Raw genomic sequence first — 18,498 nt, 5'->3', positions numbered from 1 at the left:
TAAAAAGACACTTTCCTTCAATGATCGGACTTTTCTATCGACCCTTTCGCATAGTTCAAATTCCTTTGAACATACTAACAAAAAAGGAGGAATGGGCACTCCTTAAAACGTTATGTTCTTTGGGGGAATTTTTATGGGTAAATTGCTTTTGTTCATATGGAAAATGGTCGATCCGATTTATTTCTTCTTTACGAGACTAACGTACATACGGAAGGGAGAAAATATCTTTCGCGTCCGACTAACCCGATATAAAGGGTACACGGTCATTTTGTCTGATGGTACGAAAATTGAAAAAAATGATATTTTATTAAAAATCCATCTACACAATGTGAAATTATTAACGGAAATGAACCATTTTCACAATGATTTCCAAAGGGGTAATTATTTTTATCATTCCGTCAAAAATTCCTTACCCGAATTAGCCTTATACTTATTCCACCATCCTAAACAAGAGAAAATTAAAGGACTAATAGGCATCACCCATTTAAAATTACATAAAAACAATTTGGGCTTTGATCGAATTAATATAAAAAACGGATTGTATCGTAAACTAAAACAATTGACCCTTTTCCCAATATACTTCCTTTCAACCAATCGGTATCGAAAAAACGAGAAAAGATTCGAAGAACCGGTTTATTTTATCATGTCAAAATCCATCTTATTTGAAAAACATTTATCTGAAAAGGAAATCCTTTCTCTCAATATGGATAACCCTTTTATCTATTCGATAAACGATGTCCAATAAACAGTTATTTTATATTATTCCTTAAAAAGGAGAGGGGCGAATGAAAAAAATATTGTTACTCCCTTTTTTACAAATTCCGACCGGTCATCATCAAGCTGCCGAAGCGATTATGGCAGAAATCCAACGATATAATCCCACTTTTCAATGTGAAAAAATCGATATATTTTCCTTCAGTTATAAACATTTGGAAACTTGGAGTTCAACGGTTTATTTGCGCTGGATACATACGTTTCCTAACACATATAGTAAAATATACAACCATATGGTCATTTCCCGTCAAGTAAAGAATGAAGAAAGTTATTTTTACGAGTTGTTTTTTCGAAAACAAATGGAAAAATTAATTCATTTAAAAAAACCCGATGGAATCGTTTGTACCCATGCCCTTCCTTCCCTTTTATTAAGTAAATTGAAAATTGCTGGAAAAATCGATATACCCATTTTCAACGTGTACACGGATTTTTTTATACATAAAGGATGGGGTGTGAAAGGAATCGATGGACATTTTGTTTCCACTGAAAATATGAAAAAATACTTGATAAAAAAAGGAGTGAAGGAAGAAAATATCTTTTTGACAGGTATTCCAATCCATCCGGAGATTCGAAAAAATCCGGTTATACCGGAACATCCAAAGGGAAAAGGAAATATTTTACTGTCCGGAGGAAGTATGGGGGCGGGTAAAATTATCCACTTCATGAAGACGATTAAAAAAGATGATCGACTACATTACTATATATTATGTGGACGAAATTCCAAACTATTTCATAAATTACTCCAAATGAATAAAAAACATATTACCCCGATCGGGTATATTCCGTCGCGAAAAATGATGGACCTTATTTATAACCAGATGGATCTACTATTAACCAAACCGGGGGGATTAACGGTGACGGAAGCCTTCATAAAAAAAATTCCCACGTTCATTTATTACGCTTTACCCGGTCAAGAAGAATTTAATTTAAGGGAATTGAAGGCTTTGCAACTCGTCCTTGATTTTACTCACCCAGCGAACCAAAAGGTTTTGCAAGAAAAACTCGTTGAATTCCTCCAATCTCCTTCCACATATAGCCAATATTTTTCCAAACTGGCCCACTATGAAAAAAAGAAACTTCCCTTCTCCCCTGGGAAACTGATCGCCCATCATCTTATTCAATCATCATTTTACAAATAGAAGAAAAAAGAGACGTGGACTTGCATATAGTAAAAATAGACAAGCACGAGGGGGTGTGAATTTGAATTTTGTCGTCATTCGCGGAGGATGGATCATTAAGATCGTCTTACTACTTCTTTTTTTCATTTCCATCTACATTTGGTATTCCTTTCAATGGAAAACTTTACCGACATTTTTATCAGCTGAAAAGGAATCGATTCGCGAAATTCATATGGTTACCGGTGAATTCAAAACCGTAACAGCGGATGGAAAAGAAATTGAGTCGTACCGTTTTAGCCCCGGGACAATTTTTTTAGAAAAGGGGGAAACCGTTCATTTAAAAATATATGGTGTAAACGGTGACGAACATCCGGTGATAATTGAAGGTACTGACATCAAGGCCACTGTAAAAAAGGGAGAAGAGACGATCATTCCCCTCCAATTTGAAGAGGAAGGCACATATCGATTAATTTGTTTAACCCATAAAGAATACGAACAGAACGGTCCGATGATTGCTTATATTGTCGTGGATTAGAGACGTTTCTTAATCCACTTTTTTCTTTTAGTAAAGAAACAACGATTCTTGACCGAATTATTGGACCTTGTTAAGATAAAAAAGATGTAAAAACATAAAATTAAAAAAATGATGAATTGGGGTATTATTCGATGTTACGTTATTTTACAAAAGATTGGTATGAACAAATGCAGTTGACTGGGATGATTACAACTTTTGAAACCGATGAAGAATGGGAAGACTTCATCCAAAGTTTCGATGCCAAGAAAGATGCATTTGAATATTTACGATGTGAATTAAGAGATGAAAAGGATCGATTATTAAAAGTACTTCCCGAAACCTTTCATCCATATGTTCATAATGGGAGCATTAATCAACCGACATTGCCGAAACAAATTCGTAAACAGTTGATCCTTTGGCAAAAAGGGTTGGAAGAACAAGTCGAGAAAACAATGGAAGATGCCCATCGACATTTCCAGCATATAAAAAATAAGCTCCCCCATTCCTTCGTACAATTGATGGAAGAAGGTTTACATGACGCTCAAATTACGCATATTTTCCGTAAAGACGATTATTTACGACTTACATTAAACAGTGAAGGAAGTTTTTCCAACAGTGCAGCCGTCGTCTTACAATTTTTCGGAATTCAAACGGAAACCTTTGACCTTCCCCTTAAAGAGGGCATGTATTGGCTATATGAAGAGGTGGATGTGGCAAAGGACGGTTTTAAATTAGGCGTACTATTGGATTCGTTGTGTGAATGGGAAATTGTCGCGAAAAAATTTCAGATGACAAAATATTTTCGAAATGAAGCGAAATTCGGTTTTGAAGAAGATGAACATGGAAATAAACATGATATCAACGTATTAGATACGTTTAAAACCGTCGAAAACAGACTCAAATGGAAATTTCCGAAGGCCTTTCAAACCTTCCTTTCAACGTTTCGTAGCGGAAAGCACAATCATCCATTCGTTTTACTACATGACGTAGAGTTAGAAATTGAAACTTTCCTTTTCATCGATGAATACGAGCGAAAGGGAGATTATGTTCCCTTTGCCAAATGTCAAAATGGTGTCATCGCCTTTCATATAAATAATAAAAACATCGTTTATTTGGACAATTGTGAACAACGGGTAGTCGCACAAAACTTTGAAAATTTTTTACAAAACATGTACACAAAGGAATGGATGGATGAAATGGAGTTGGCTATTCAAACCGTTCCGACCGAACAATTAGAAGAGGCCGTGTTCAGTAATCAAATCGAACGGAATGTTCAAGCTTGGAATACGATTATTCAAGATCCCGCATCCCATCAAAAATTAATGGAAAAGGCACTCATTTTCTATCTCGAACACGAAGATGAGGAAAAGCAAATGATTGGCCAAGTGTATCTCAATCATATTGAAGAAAATCATCTTTTACGAAAGGAAATTATTCAACAGTTGAAAGTGGAATGAAATTTTTTGCATATTTAATCGGAAACAGAATCCTCACTCCACCTTTTTACCATTTTTATTCCATTGGATCCATTCATCGATCGTTCCCTTTCGATAATGATCCAACACTTGTTCGTAAGTGATGGCCAAGCCCATCAATCGTTCATCCCGTTTATCTTTTACTTCATGTTCGAGATTCATTTCCAACTGTTTAAAATTGCCCATACGTATCACCTCAGACATAGTGTTTCCTAAATGTGGTCGGAAATGATTGTAAAATATAGGAAAGGGATTTGAGGATAAAACGAAGGAACCCGATATTGAAAATATTTAAACATTTTTATATAATTATGCAATCATCATTCGATAAATAAGAAAGAGTGAAAGAAACATGAAAAATACTGGACAACGGTTGAGAAAAATGATTGTTTCAGCCCTTTTTGCAAGTATTATAGGAATTTTAGCCCAATTAGCCATTCCAATCCCCCATATTCCCATTACCGGGCAAACGTTAGGGGTCGGTTTAGCAGCGACGATTCTTGGGGCAAAACAAGGGGCATATACGCTTCTTTTATATGTTTTTATGGGAGCAGTAGGGGTTCCGGTTTTTTCCAATTTTTCTTCCGGACTAGCGACGATTTTCGGCCCTACAGGCGGATACATACTCTGCTTTGTTCCTTCCGCATGGTTGATTGGTTTTATATTGGAAAAAACTTCTTTCCGCTTTTCCAACGCTTTTTTCGCCAATTTGATCGGGATGGTCTGTACTCTATTATTCGGTACGATTTGGTTTAAAGTGATAAGCGATATCACTTGGGGTACCGCTTTCCTCACCGGTTTTGTACCCTTTATCATCGTAGGAATCATTAAAGCCTATTTAGCATCATTGATTGGAATTACCATTCGAAAACAGCTGATTCGGGCAAAATTACTTTGAAATCATGGAGAATAAAGATTACATACTCCATAAATTTTTACGGTCCTTTCCCTTTTAATAAAACAAATAAGGTTAGTGAACATTTTTACCTGTTCGCTAACCTTTTTATTAGAAAAAGAATGTTTTTCCAACAAATATACCGATCCATCCAAATAAGAATCCAAAGAAAAGACTGATCAATACATAAAGTTTCGCTTCCCTTTTTTCTTCACATTCATCGAATTGTACAAGTTCGTTCATAAAGGTGGAATAGGTCGTGAAGGAGCCGAGAAAGCCAATTCCAAACCAATCGAAAATGTAACTGCCCGACTGATCGGATCCAACCAATAAACCTAAAAGAAAGGAACCAATCATATTGACAAAAAACGTTCCAACTGGGAAAAATAAATCGGTTCGTTGATTCATAAAACCACTAATAGAAAATCGAAATATCGCTCCGAGAAAACCGCCGATGATCACAAAAACGACTGTCATTTTTATCCCTTCCCGCTAAGAATGATTCGTTTTCCAAAATTTGTTCCAGAAGATGCCAACATCCACCCAAAGAGAACGGAAGAGATGACGTAAATGACAGATATCCAAATTAGCCCATCTTCCAATAATTGTACAGTTTCAATACTAAAGGTGGAAAACGTCGTAAAAGATCCGAGAAAACCGACGGTCAAACTCGTGTACATTTTTCGATGTTTTAAGGAATTTTTTTTCGCATAACCAATCATAAAACCTAAAAGAAAAGAACCGAGTAAATTGACCAAAAAGGTGGCAATAGGAAAATGAAACAATTGAATGGATGAAAACAATAGGCTAACCCCATATCTTGTTAAAGCACCCATTGCACCGCCGAAGCCAACATAAAGCCACAAATAAATCCCTCCAAAAAGTCTGACCTATTGATGGGAAACTGTTAATTTCTGGATAACTGATCCTAAAACATCCGTTAATTCACTAATCGATACTGCCCTTGCGTCTTTTCTTTTAACGATTTCATCAGCGCAAGCCCCGTGAAGATAAACACCATTGGCCACGGCAGATTTTATATCCGTTTCTGTACATAAAAGTGCCAGTAGCATTCCTGTCAAAGTGTCACCAGAACCACCTTTTGCTAAACAGTGATTTCCTGTCGTATTAATCACCCCTGTACCATCAGGATAAGCAATAACTGTATAAGTTCCCTTTAAAACGACAATCATTTGATTGTTGATTGCATATTCGGAAGCGAGTTGAATTCGATTGCTTTGGATTTCTTCAATCGATTTTCCCGTCATTCGGCTAAATTCCCCTGGATGAGGTGTTATGACGACCGGCTTTTCCCTCGGCGTATAGTTTCTTTCCATTAGAGCACCAGCATCCAACAAAAGCGGGATATCTCGTTCCCAAAGACAATTTATCGCCTCTTCAACTAAATACGGAGCATTTAAGCCCGGACCGATCGCAGCCGCTCGAACGCCTTGAATCAATTGCCCCTTGGCACATTTTTGTAATCCGTCAAACCAATAGGTGGCTTCCGGCAAACGAGTAGAGATGATCGAAGCAACGAAATTACTCGTACCAATCACCAACTTGCCGATTCCTGTTCTCATTGCTCCTAGTCCAGCTAAAAGGGCACTGCCAGGCATCTCATCGGATCCAGCTAACAACAAGCCTGTCCCAAAGGAACCTTTATGGGAGAAAGTAGACCGATCAGATAACGTTGTAGCAACATCTGTACGATCCCATAATTTCCATTTTGACGCATGGGGAAGACCGATATCAACGACTTCCGTTTTTCCATAATAATTTCCAGATGGCAAAAGAAATGCAGAAGGTTTAAATCCGTGTAATGCATAAGTATAGTCTGCTTGAAAAGCGATTTCAGTATTCCCCTGATCCGCCAATACACCCGTTGGTAAATCGACGGCGATTCTAAGCGATGATTGTTCATTACACCAATTGATGCAATGGACATACGATTCATTAAGGGGAAGTCTCGTTCCAATCCCTAACAAACTATCGATAATCACATCGTAGTGTTTTTCTAGATCAATGGAAGTTGAAAAAGGAAACCCTAAATTTTTATAAAAACGAAAATGTTCCGCAGCGGTTACAGATGCTGGCATGCCGAACGGAAATACGAGATCGACTTTGTAACCATTTAAGTTTAAATATCTAGCTAAAACAATCCCGTCACCACCATTATTCCCCTTACCAGCCAAGATGAGAATGGACATATTTTTATGAACGTGTTTTTTTATTTTTTCAAAAAGCCCTCTCCCGGCATTTTCCATTAACGTATTGACCTGTAACCCGTGTTCCATCGCTTCCGTATCGATTTTACGAATGTCACCCTCACGGTAAATATACAATCTTATTCACCCTTTTTTCAATTCATATTTACGTATCTATTCCACATTAATCTAACGTTCATCTAAAAAATGATTGTCAATAAATGGAAAAAGGGTAAAATTTCCGGAAATCATCGGAAACTTTACACCTCTTGAAAATAGTCTTTATAATAACCGCCGATTCGGCCGGTATTATCGATGATGAAATAAAATTCTTCCGTCTCATTTTTTACTTCATATATTTTTCCTTTTGTTAACACATTGTCAACCATGTATTTTTTCGCATTCGTATGTACGCATTGAATTTTTTTTATCGTTTTCGCATTTCGCCAAGTTTTTTCGATCATCCTCTTTCTCATCTCCTTCTCTACCATTATAAAAATGGCGGAGATGAAAATCAATATGTTATAGCGTATTCGATATACGAATTTCATAAATACATAATAAGTCGTCTGTTTGTACCATTATCCAATCAATTGCTTTTTCATCTGTTCGTTCATTCTTTCCGGAGTCCACGATGGATTCGACACAATATTAACTTTCACTTTCTCGATTCCGTCTACGAAACGAAGGGCATATTTCACTCCCTTTACTAAACAGGCAATATCATCCTTTTTTGTATGTTCTAACACATTCATCGTCACAGTTACGGAGTGATCGTCCGTAAGATCAATATGATCAATCAATCCTAAGTCGACAATGTTCACTGCCAATTCAGGATCAAATACATATTTTAATTCTTCATAACATCTTTCAATGATTTTCAATTTTGACCCTCCACGTTCGATTTCTATTCTTAATTATAATGAAATGGCTAACCTTTCGAATGTCTGTTCTTTACAATTTTGTAGCAATTTCGATTGTCAATCCGTTTAATTTCAGCACGAATAGATTATAAAAGGAAATAAGCCTAGTTTTCATGCTTTTTCCTTTAGTAAAAGCAATGGTGAATAGGTAATAATTGTTTTCGATTCCATAAAAAAAAGCACCCCGAAATAGGGTGCATCATTCGTTCAAATCTTGGTTCTTTGTCAAATCGTGTTGGTAAATAGTTTCGTGAATTTTTTCAGTAAAATGTAACCGGATCAGGTTGTCCATTGATCCAAAATCGATTTGAAGTGATTCGTTCCATTGACGGACGTTTATCCAGTGGCACAGCTCAATCCTCCTCGTCACTTGTCTCTTTTTTTGATCAAAAAAGGTGTTGGTTTTTAGTCACCAACACCAAAAATTATAGAGCTCAAATTTTATAATATCATTTATTATCCTTCTAACATTAATTGTTCCGGATCTTCAAGAAGTTCCTTGACTTTTACTAAAAAGCTAACCGCTTCTTTTCCGTCAATAATTCGATGGTCATAGGATAGGGCAACGTACATCATTGGACGAATTTCCACTCGTTCATCATCGACGGCAACCGGACGTTTTTGAATTTTATGCATTCCTAAAATTCCCACTTGCGGACCGTTCAAAATTGGTGTTGACAAAAGGGAACCAAATACTCCACCATTTGTAATGGTAAATGTTCCACCTTGTAAGTCTTGTAAACTCAATTTGTTTTCCCGGGCTTTTTTCGCTAACTCTGCAATATCCTGTTCAATTTCGGCAAAATTTTTCCTTTCTGCGTCACGAACAACCGGTACAACAAGACCATCATCTGTAGAAACGGCCACACCGATATCGTAATATTTCTTCAACAATATTTCATTGCCACTAATTTCTGCGTTTAAATATGGGAATTTTTTCAATGCTGCTACAACCGCTTTGGTGAAGAAGGACATAAAACCTAATCGTACATCATTTTCTTCAAAGAAGGCATTTTTTCTTCTCTGTCTTACCTCAATGACTTTTGACAAATCGATTTCATTAAAGGTTGTAAGCATTGCCGCCGTATGTTGAACTTCTACTAAACGTTTTGCAATCGTCTGTCTTCTTCTCGACATTTTTATGCGTTCAACGGGCTTTCCTTGTTCTTCAGTTGATGGTTGAGATCCCTTTAGTGTTTCAGATTTTCCTACGGTTTGAACAACTTCTTTACTTCTTTGTGAATATGCTTCAACATCTTGTTTTCGAACTCTACCTAACGGATCGACTGTAGGAACAGTCGTTAAATCGATACCCTTTTCTCTCGCCATTTTTCTCGCTGCAGGAGAAGCAATTGGTCGGGTAGCATGACTGTCTTGTTTAACATTTTCTTCCTCTTGTTTCGATTCCTTTTCTTGCTTTTCTTCATCGACATTTACAGGTACCGTCTTTTCAACTTCTTTCGGTTGAGCTTGTGCAACAGCTCCTTCACCGACGATTGCAATGACATCACCGACATTAACGGTATCTCCTTCATTGAAAAGCAATTCTTGAATAACACCGGCTTCTTCAGAAATAATGTCTACATTAACTTTATCCGTTTCTAGTTCCGCAATCGCTTCCCCTTTGTCTATAGAATCCCCGACATTTTTCAGCCATTGTGATATCGTACCTTCCGTGATCGATTCTGCTAATTCAGGTACTTTTACTTCTGCCACTCGTATTAACCCCTTTCAATATTGCCAATTAATTATAATTGTATAAACATCCTTTGGATGTGAATAACCGCGTTACCTAATTATGCATTTTTCCCAGTAGATTGATCTGTCCTTTGAAAAGCTTCTTTAATAATTCGCGTTTGTTCCATTTTATGGGCTTGCGGATCCCCTTCTGCAGTTGATGAACGCATCTTTCTTCCGATATAGAAGACATCAACATCCGCCGGTGCGATTGCATGAAGTTTCGGTTCAATATAATTCCAAGCCCCCATATTTTTCGGTTCCTCTTGAACCCAAGCGATTTCCTTCAAATTCGGGTATCTATTTATAAGATCTCCAATCTCTTTCATCGGGAACGGATACAATTCTTCTACTCTAATAATATGCAACCAATCTTTGTCATTCAAATTCTCCAGATTTTCAGCTAAATCAATTGCAATTTTTCCAGAGCATAGAATGAGTCTTTCTACTTTTTCCGATTTTTGACCTAATGTTGGTTGCTCAAGAATCGGCTGGAATTTACCTTCATGCAAATCCTCGAAGCTCGAAGCAACAAGTGGATGTCTCAATAAACTTTTTGGTGTCATTATAACAAGCGGACGAACTTCCTCTTTTTGAAGAAGAAGGGCTTGCCTACGTAATATATGGAAATATTGGGATGATTTCGTCATATTTGCAACAATCCAGTTATTTTCAGCAGCTAAGGACAAAAAGCGTTCTAAACGTGCGCTGGAATGTTCAGGACCTTGTCCTTCATACCCATGCGGTAATAACATTACAAGTCCAGATTTTTGACCCCATTTTGCTCGGCCTGAAGAAATAAATTGATCTATTATGACTTGGGCAGAGTTTGAAAAATCACCGAATTGGGCTTCCCAAATCACAAGTGTTTCCGGTGCAAACACATTATAACCGTACTCAAATCCGAGAACACTCGTTTCCGACAATGGACTATTATATACGGCGAAAGATGCCTTCGCATCGGTTAATCCATGTAAAGGCGAATAAGTTTTTCCTGTATTAAAGTCATGAAGTATAATATGTCGTTGAGCAAAGGTACCTCTTTCTGAATCTTGTCCAGACAAACGAACGGGAATTCCATCTTCGATAATCGATCCAAATGCCAATGCTTCCGCATGAGCCCAATCAATTTTTTGATCATAAAACGCTTTTTCACGGCGCTGTAAGATTTTTTCCAACTTATTAAATGGTTTAAATCCTTCCGGCCATTTTAAAAGTTCTTTGTTCAATTTTTCCAGTCGTTCAAAGGAAACCGTCGTATCCACTTTTGGTAATTCGCTTTCAACATATTTTGGTGGATTCAAGTCTAATTCTGTATTCTTTTCCTTCGGTACCTTTTCTTTTGCATCCTTTAATTTCGTTATTACTTCTTCTTTCACATTTTTCATAAATTCAGCAGATATTAAATTTTCATCTTTCAATTTTTCCCCGTAAAGATCTTTTACAGTCGGATGGTTATGGATTTTATGATACAATACCGGGTTCGTCGCCAAAGGTTCATCCATTTCGTTATGTCCATAACGACGATATCCGATTAAGTCAATCAAAAAGTCTTTGTGGAACGTTTGTCTGTATAATACTGCAAGACGGGCGGCAGCTAAAACCGCTTCCGGATCATCCGCATTCACATGTACGATTGGAATTTCAAATCCTTTCGCCAAATCACTCGCATATTTGGTTGAACGGGAATCTTCACTTTCCGTTGTAAAACCTATCATGTTATTTGCAATAATATGAATCGTTCCACCGGTCTTATACCCACGTAAACCACTTAAATTCAATGTTTCTGCCACAACCCCTTGTCCTGGGAACGCGGCATCACCATGCACGAGAATCCCTAACGCCTTATCGTGGTGATAATCAGGAAACCCTACCTTCGTTCGATCTTCTTGGGCTGCGCGGGTGTAACCGGCAACAACCGGATTTACAAATTCTAAGTGACTTGGATTGTTTGCCAATGTTACCCGTGCACGATACGTCTTTTCTCCTCCAATTTTCCGATCTAAGCCCAAATGATATTTAACATCCCCCGTCCATCCAAAAGTAATTCCTATCGAACCTTCGGATGGAATTAAGTTTTTATTCGGGGCATGCTGGAATTCAGCAAAAATCATTTCATACGGTTTTCCTAAAATATGGGCGAGTACATTCAAACGTCCACGATGGGCCATTCCAATATTGATGGATTCCACTCCCTTTTGGAGGGATTCGGAAATGATTTCATCGATCAAGGGTACTAATGTATCTACCCCTTCAATGGAAAATCGTTTTTGACCGACATATGTTTTATGGAGAAATTGTTCGAACTCTTCAACTTCTACTAAACGTTTGTACAAATCAATTTTCTGTTGATCGGTCAATTCCGGTAAAAATTCACCAGTTTCAACGATTCGTGTAAGCCATTCTTTTTCAGTTTCATCTTCCAAATGTTCAAATTCGAAAGCGATTTTATTTGTATAAACATTTTGTAAATATTGTATTGCGTCAAAAGCATTGGTAATTTTAGGAGGTACATGTTTACTGATCAAAGATGCAGGCAATTGTCGTAAGTCATTAACGGTTAATTGATATTTTTCCAAAAAGCTAAACGTTTCGTCCCCTTTTTCTAAAGGATTTAAATCAGCGAACAAATGACCGTTTGCCCGAATTTCTTCGGCTAATTTTACGGCTCGTAAATATTTGTCCACCATATCTAAAGAAATATCAGATGTTTGTCCAACCTTTTCACTTTGTATAGCATTTGGTGTAGATGGTGGACCCCATTTTTCAAATAATAGTTTTAATTCAGGATCTACAGACTCCGGTTCCTTCAAATACAAATCGTACAATTCTACAATGTAACCGAGGTTCGGACCATAAAATCTCTCCCACGGATCCTCTAAATGTTCATTGAATCGACTCATTTATGATAACCCTCCAACATTCCTAATAATGTAATACCCCTGGATTAATTCATAAAAAAGAAAAAAACTATTTTAGAATAAGTTTAACCGTTTCCATAACCATTTTACCACCAAACCGTAAGAAGTCAAAGAAAATGATTAAATATTATAATAATTAAATAGAAAATAGTAAATATTAAACTACAATCTTAATATTTTACAAATATAAAATTACCTAGATGTAAAATTTCTTTACCATCATACTCCCTTCGTTAAAAAAATCAATAATTTTTTACCTTACTTGACAAAAATCGTCATAAAATAGAAAATTTCGTACGATTCCTTTTTACTCTTTTTTCCAATTTTTCATTTTCAGTTGGATATCTGATTTTATTACGATTGATTTCTATCCTTTACAATAACGTCTTACGTGAAAATGACCTATTCGTAGGCATTAGAATATTAAAATGGATCCCTTTCAATGAGAAAATAGTGGAAAGGGATCCTTGTTTGAACAGACCATTAGATTCGTTTTACATTGACAGCTTGAGGACCTCTTTGTCCTTCCTCAATGTCGAAACTAACACTTTGTCCTTCTTCTAATGTTTTAAATCCTTCACCTTGAATGGCAGAGTAATGAACAAAAACATCTTCACCATTCTCTTGCTCAATAAAACCAAAACCTTTTTCTGCATTAAACCATTTTACTTTTCCTACTGCCATGAAATTCCTCCTACAGAATAATCAGTGATTTGAAATGGACATCCATTTCGTATGGTATTAGTATGACTAAAATTTAAAATTCTAATCATCATTAATGAAAAGCAAATAAAAAAAAGCTCCCAAAATTGAGAGCCTTTGACGACGGTTCAGTTATTATAATTTAATAACGTTAGCTGCTTGAGGACCACGTGCACCTTCAACGATATCAAAGGAAACTGCTTGACCTTCTTCCAACGTTTTAAATCCTTCACCTTGAATAGCGGAATAATGAACGAATACATCGTTTCCTTCTTCAATTTCAATGAATCCGAATCCTTTTTCCGTGTTAAACCATTTTACTTTACCTTGATTCATCATAATCCTCCTAAAAAAAATGCTGATTTTATTACATAATTTCTTTATATAATGAAAAAAGTCGCGACTGTAAGCGATATAGGACATGATAACCGCCTATATCCAATTGCAGTTGTGACCTATCATCTCAAATATAATATAGAACTTATGTAACATATTTATAATAATTGATTTTTCTTCATCTGTCAATAATATTAATGATATTTCCTACGGATTGTGCGAATTTTTATTACTTTTTTCAACATTTGTGTAAATGAATGGTTCAAAAGTGTGAAAAGGGATGCGAAAATCCTTGCGCATCCCCTTCATTGTAAATTTTTTAATTGTATAAATCGATTCTTTCATTCAGGAGGAAGAAATGGAAACCTAAGTGTTTTTCTTTATCCTCGACCTTTCCCTTTCCCTTTGCCTTTGCCTTTGCCTTTCCCTTTGCCTTTCCCTTTACCTTTACCTTTCCCCTTTCCTTTATCTTTTCCCTTCCTTTTATCTTTCCCTTTCCCTTTTCCTTTTCCGTCGTCTTCGTCATCAACATTAATATTTAATTTTCCCTGAGCCAACCCTGTTGAAATATTTCCATATCGGTCTTTAGCAATAACCTCTACCATTGCACCTTCCACAACGACATCGGATGTGGCCGTGTAATATCCGACATATTTTCCAGGGCTGATTTCCATCATAGGCAATTCATAAGCTTCAGAAGTTTCCTTTTGAATGCCCGGTAGATTTGTCAATGGCATTTTTATCATAAAGGTTGCAATTAAACCAGGCTCACTTGTATATTGGATTAAAACCGTTTCACCTGCCGATAGATCCACATCTTCTGTAGGAAGGATATTTTCAATAATTGGTGGTGTGTAATCCACATCAACGGTTACCGTTTTTGTCGTTTCATTACCTGCCATATCGGAGGCAACAACGGTAATGACATTTTCCCCTTCATCAACGATAATGCGAGCTGAATACGTTCCGTCTTCAATATTCGCTTCCCTTCCATTTACCAAAACGATAGATAAATAATCATCGGAGACTGTCCCCGAAACCGTAATTACTTCTTTATTGAACTTCTCACCGCGTGATGGTGATTCGATCGTTAGTTCAGGTGCTACGGGATCATAAATAATGAATAATTCATTTGATGGTGGGGTATATCCCTGTTCGGAAGAAACTTTCGCGAAAATGGTATTTTCCCCTTCATCCAACGAAATTTCCGCTGAGAAAGTACCATCTTCTGTTGCTTCAACGATCGTTTTTTCTTCTCCGTTGTTAAATAAGTGAACATTCATATTTGGAGCCGTAACACCGGTGATCGTTACTGTATCAATATTCGTATATTCACTTTCCAAATCGGTTGAAATTACGGGTGCTGTTACTTCGTATTCAACAATCGCTCGAATCATGTAATTTCCTTCTTCAACCGGTGTTGGCGACCAAGATCCACTGACATATTGCCAGTTTCTTTCAGAATTTGGACTACTTTCATCCGTCGCAAGACCAGGTGAATTCGGATACGGAACAGATTGGATATACGCCAGATAAAAATCACCTTCAACGACAATTCCATAGGAGCTTAAATCGACATATGTCCAATTTCCGTCTCTTTTCGCAGTGGCATCAATCGGACCGGCAAGTAATTCACCGGGTTCTCCTGCTTCATTTACGCCGTATACAGCCACTTGGAAATCTGTACCTCCCGGGATTGGCCATTCCGTATCCCAGAATCGGAAAAGTCCTCCAGTAACTAATGCCCGATCGTTCCCTTGAGCTAATGACATCTTAACAGCCCAACCATTTCCAACATCATAGAATGCTCGAGCATTTTCAGCAGTTCCATCATCATATCCAATTTCTCCAGGATATCCAATGAACGGATCTAAAGCGACATGAATTTCTACATTCCTATCCCCAACGACGTTAACCGTCACGTCTTTGTTATGATAACGGGGTGCAACGACTTTTAACGTATATTCTCCCTCCAATGCTGTTAACTGATACGTTCCGTCTTCACCGGTAACAACCGGATTGACATTCGCATCTTCAACTAGGAATACGGTTGCTCCTTCAATGGGTTCGCCTGTTTGTGAATTGGTGATGGTCCCCGATATCGTTCCTGAAGGGAGAGCTTCCAATCGGAAATTGGCTGTAACTTCTTCTCCGTCTATGACCGTTACTTGCTGTGTCACAGGATAAAACCCATAACTTTCTGCAAGTAATGTAACTTCCCCTTCGCCATGCATCATGGAATAACTTCCATCAGCAGGATTCGTATTTACAGAACGTCCAGATTCTAAAGCCGTAACCGTTGCTGCTAAAGGTAAATCCATGATCTTCTGATCACTAAACAACCCGTTATTGTTACCATTTGTTTTTTGCATTTTTGGTCGTTCTTTGTAAGTTACAGGTTTTGCTACTCCCTTTTTCGTAATCGTCTCCTCCAACGGTAATTTTCCAACTTCTGTCAAAGCAGTGTCGGAAATTCGTACATCATCAATGTACCAGCCGTCTCGAGTCACACTTGAATCCGTTTCTAAATCAAAGGCAACTAATATTGTTTCTCCAGCATAGGCTGATAAATCAATTTGAGATTCCATCCAGCCACCAGATGTACCGGTTACGGTCATTTGGTAATCCCAAGTTTGTCCACCGTCTGAAGATATAAACACATATCCGTTATCCCAATTTGTTTCGATGTTATACCAATGGGTAAATTGCAAGTAAGCTGTGCCTTCTTCTGGAATAACAAATGGAATGGTTTCCAACGATGAATAACTGCTATTTTCATATTGTCCATCCAAATTCGTCCCAACGAGTTTTTCTCCGCTAAAGGCTTCTCCGGGGCCACTGGTAGGAACTCCCCATTCCCAAGTATTATTTTCGCCGTACATATTCCATCCGCTAATATCCGTTTCAAAGTCTTGGAAATATCCGACGGTTGGAAGCGGTTGGATTGTGATTGTATAATCTTCTGTTACCGATTCATTTCCACCAAAGTCAACGGCTTTCAATCGGTAAACCAGTTCACCTTCTACAACATCTTCACCGGGAATGGTTGCTTCGAAAATCCCCGATTTATAATCCCCATCTAATTGATTTGCGATTACTGTTTCCCTTTTCCCTACCTCATTTTCATATTCCAGCGAAACTTGAATAACACTGACATCATCCGTTACGGTCGTTTGTACCGTTACAGGTATTCCTGCATAAGCCGAATCGATGTTTTCATGTTCAATGATCGGTGCTTCCGTATCTTCTCCGCCTGAAGTTACATGACCTTTGATCGTTCCTATACCGGAGGCAACAGAAGATACAGCAGAATAAACATCAATAATCCCATATCCGAAGGCATTATTTGGCGTATCCGGATAATCCTCATTCGTCCTAGGCGTTGCTGTTTCCATTAATATTTGTTCCACTTCATCTACAGATAGCTGACTATTTGCCTGTAATAATAAGGCTACCGCTCCTGATACATGGGGGGTTGCCATCGATGTTCCACTGGCAGATGCATAACTACTTCCTGGATAAGATGAACGAATCCCTACACCGGGTGCTGATACATCCGGTTTAATTTCCCCATACGGTGATGGCCCTAATAATGAGAAACTTGCCAAATTGTCAGCACTGTCAGTCGCACCTACCGCAAAGGATTCCGGATAATTTCCTGGTGCAGAAACCGATCCTGGTAGTTGGGGATTAAATAAATCTGCATTTCCCGCTGCAAAAACGGGAACGATGCCAGCATTTCGCCAGTTCGTTACCATCGGTCGATACCATTCGTCAAGGCCTGATCCTCCTCCCCAAGAGTTGCTGACAACATCGGGTGCTTGTTCTAAAATCCATTCTCCAGCAGCTAAAATATCGGCGTCAGAACCGGTTCCAGATGCGGAAAATGCTTTTGCAGCAATAATTTTAGCCCCAGGAGCCACACCGATTTGATTCGAACTATCTGATTCACTTCCAACGATCGTTCCTGCTACGTGGGTTCCATGACCCTCATCGTCATAGGCTTCCGTTCTTCCATTTACCGCATCGAAAAAACTACCTTCATGATTGACTTCACCTGTTTGTGGATTATAGCCGAGATATTTTTCCTTTAAAGCCGGATGATCCCATTGGATACCCGTATCAATCGTCGCAACGACAATTCCACTCCCATCAATGCCCATTTGCCAAACGGAGGGAGCTCCAATCCGTTCAATATTCCATTCAATATTTGAAATTTTATTCTGATCTTTTACAACTTCAACCGGATATATTGTTCTTTTTTCATTCGGTAAAATTTTTTCCACTTCAGGGAAAGCTGCAATCTTTTCCATGACTTCCTTCGTAGCTGTAACGGCTATCCCATTTACAATGTAAAAGGATTCAAATTGTTTCACCGTTCCATTCTTCTTTTCCTTTTCAAGGAAGTCGAGGACAGATTGTTGACTCGTTACAGCCGTCGATTTTAATTCCGTAATCACTTTCGACCGAATATATAATTTTTTACGACTGGGAGTTAAATTTTGACTCCTTGCCTTTTGTTCCGCTTCTTGAGCAATACTAGTCGTATCAGCCTGTTGTTTAAACTTTACTAAAAAGGTTACTTGATTTAGTTTTCTAAATTCATTCAGTAATTTGGCATCAATTTTATTCTTAACATGATTGATCCCTGAATCCTTTGCAGACACGTTTACCCCTTTCGATAATGCAAAACTAGAACCGATCGGAGATAAAAACATTGAAAAAATAAGTAACATGCTAAGTATTGGTGCAATGATACGTCTCATTTTCTTCCCCATAAGATTCCCTCCCTCTTTTTTTAATTTTTAATAATCAAAATGAATGAACAATACGGTCCTCCTTTCATCTTTTTCATTTCACTATGTAAAACTTGTTGTTAACTAAAGGATACAAGGT

Annotated in this window: 16 protein-coding genes; 5 read left to right on the top strand and 11 right to left on the bottom strand. The window is 37.7% G+C overall.

All coding sequences use genetic code 11. From position 1 onward, the window contains the following. Nucleotides 1–133: 133 nt before the first annotated feature. The 4 genes from OE105_RS04100 to OE105_RS04085 all read left to right on the top strand — a co-directional run bounded on the left by OE105_RS04100 (nucleotide 134) and on the right by OE105_RS04085 (nucleotide 3,863). Nucleotides 134–745: a YkoP family protein gene (locus OE105_RS04100; RefSeq protein ID WP_275421470.1), complete on the top strand. Its 612-nt coding sequence runs from the start codon at nucleotides 134–136 to the stop codon at nucleotides 743–745. A 40-nt stretch (nucleotides 746–785) separates the two neighbouring features. Beyond that, a complete protein-coding gene (locus OE105_RS04095; protein ID WP_275421469.1) occupies nucleotides 786–1,913 on the top strand; it encodes an MGDG synthase family glycosyltransferase in 1,128 nt (375 codons plus the stop codon). Nucleotides 1,914–1,974: 61 nt separating this feature from the next. Further along, nucleotides 1,975–2,427 (top strand): cupredoxin domain-containing protein, encoded by a 453-nt coding sequence (locus OE105_RS04090; protein ID WP_275421468.1) that lies wholly within the window; start codon nucleotides 1,975–1,977, stop codon nucleotides 2,425–2,427. 131 nt (nucleotides 2,428–2,558) lie between these two features. Continuing rightward, a complete protein-coding gene (locus OE105_RS04085; protein ID WP_275421467.1) occupies nucleotides 2,559–3,863 on the top strand; it encodes a DUF4085 family protein in 1,305 nt (434 codons plus the stop codon). Between the two features lie 33 nt (nucleotides 3,864–3,896). On the opposite strand, the gene OE105_RS04080 is transcribed toward OE105_RS04085, so the two are convergent. Further along, nucleotides 3,897–4,067: a YozQ family protein gene (locus OE105_RS04080; protein WP_275421465.1), complete on the bottom strand. Its 171-nt coding sequence runs from the start codon at nucleotides 4,065–4,067 to the stop codon at nucleotides 3,897–3,899. A gap of 166 nt (nucleotides 4,068–4,233) precedes the next feature. Here OE105_RS04080 and OE105_RS04075 point away from each other — a divergent pair, with 166 nt between their 5' ends. Beyond that, a complete protein-coding gene (locus OE105_RS04075) occupies nucleotides 4,234–4,779 on the top strand; it encodes a biotin transporter BioY (RefSeq protein ID WP_275421464.1) in 546 nt (181 codons plus the stop codon). A gap of 108 nt (nucleotides 4,780–4,887) precedes the next feature. On the opposite strand, the gene OE105_RS04070 is transcribed toward OE105_RS04075, so the two are convergent. The 10 genes from OE105_RS04070 to OE105_RS04025 form a co-directional block, all read right to left on the bottom strand. Then, entirely contained in the window at nucleotides 4,888–5,253 is a 366-nt protein-coding gene (locus OE105_RS04070) for a fluoride efflux transporter FluC (protein WP_275421463.1), read from the bottom strand. A 2-nt stretch (nucleotides 5,254–5,255) separates the two neighbouring features. Beyond that, entirely contained in the window at nucleotides 5,256–5,642 is a 387-nt protein-coding gene (crcB, locus tag OE105_RS04065) for a fluoride efflux transporter CrcB (RefSeq protein WP_275421462.1), read from the bottom strand. Nucleotides 5,643–5,666: 24 nt separating this feature from the next. After that, the gene (locus OE105_RS04060; protein WP_275421461.1) at nucleotides 5,667–7,121 is read right to left on the bottom strand and encodes an NAD(P)H-hydrate dehydratase; all 1,455 of its coding nucleotides are present in this window, start codon (nucleotides 7,119–7,121) and stop codon (nucleotides 5,667–5,669) included. 122 nt (nucleotides 7,122–7,243) lie between these two features. After that, on the bottom strand, nucleotides 7,244–7,447 hold the full coding sequence (locus OE105_RS04055; RefSeq protein WP_275421460.1) for a DUF6501 family protein: 204 nt from the start codon (nucleotides 7,445–7,447) through the stop codon (nucleotides 7,244–7,246). Between the two features lie 117 nt (nucleotides 7,448–7,564). Next, nucleotides 7,565–7,867 carry a metal-sulfur cluster assembly factor gene (locus tag OE105_RS04050; protein WP_275421459.1) on the bottom strand — a complete coding sequence of 101 codons (303 nt, stop codon included), beginning with the start codon at nucleotides 7,865–7,867 and terminating at the stop codon, nucleotides 7,565–7,567. A 495-nt stretch (nucleotides 7,868–8,362) separates the two neighbouring features. Next, nucleotides 8,363–9,622, bottom strand: coding sequence for a 2-oxoglutarate dehydrogenase complex dihydrolipoyllysine-residue succinyltransferase (gene odhB / locus OE105_RS04045; RefSeq protein ID WP_275421458.1), 1,260 nt, complete (start codon nucleotides 9,620–9,622; stop codon nucleotides 8,363–8,365). Nucleotides 9,623–9,702: 80 nt separating this feature from the next. Further along, nucleotides 9,703–12,546 (bottom strand): 2-oxoglutarate dehydrogenase E1 component, encoded by a 2,844-nt coding sequence (locus tag OE105_RS04040; RefSeq protein ID WP_275421457.1) that lies wholly within the window; start codon nucleotides 12,544–12,546, stop codon nucleotides 9,703–9,705. A 501-nt stretch (nucleotides 12,547–13,047) separates the two neighbouring features. Continuing rightward, nucleotides 13,048–13,248: a cold-shock protein gene (locus OE105_RS04035; RefSeq protein ID WP_275421456.1), complete on the bottom strand. Its 201-nt coding sequence runs from the start codon at nucleotides 13,246–13,248 to the stop codon at nucleotides 13,048–13,050. A gap of 153 nt (nucleotides 13,249–13,401) precedes the next feature. Next, the gene (locus OE105_RS04030; RefSeq protein ID WP_275421455.1) at nucleotides 13,402–13,602 is read right to left on the bottom strand and encodes a cold-shock protein; all 201 of its coding nucleotides are present in this window, start codon (nucleotides 13,600–13,602) and stop codon (nucleotides 13,402–13,404) included. Nucleotides 13,603–13,982: 380 nt separating this feature from the next. Then, on the bottom strand, nucleotides 13,983–18,380 hold the full coding sequence (locus OE105_RS04025; RefSeq protein ID WP_275421454.1) for a S8 family peptidase: 4,398 nt from the start codon (nucleotides 18,378–18,380) through the stop codon (nucleotides 13,983–13,985). Between the last annotated feature and the right edge of the window lie 118 nt (nucleotides 18,381–18,498).

Origin of the sequence: Fervidibacillus halotolerans, assembly GCF_026547205.1 — a bacterium.
Taxonomy (GTDB): Bacteria; Bacillota; Bacilli; order Bacillales; family Caldibacillaceae; genus Fervidibacillus; species Fervidibacillus halotolerans.
This window is presented reverse-complemented; position numbering and strand designations above follow the sequence as displayed.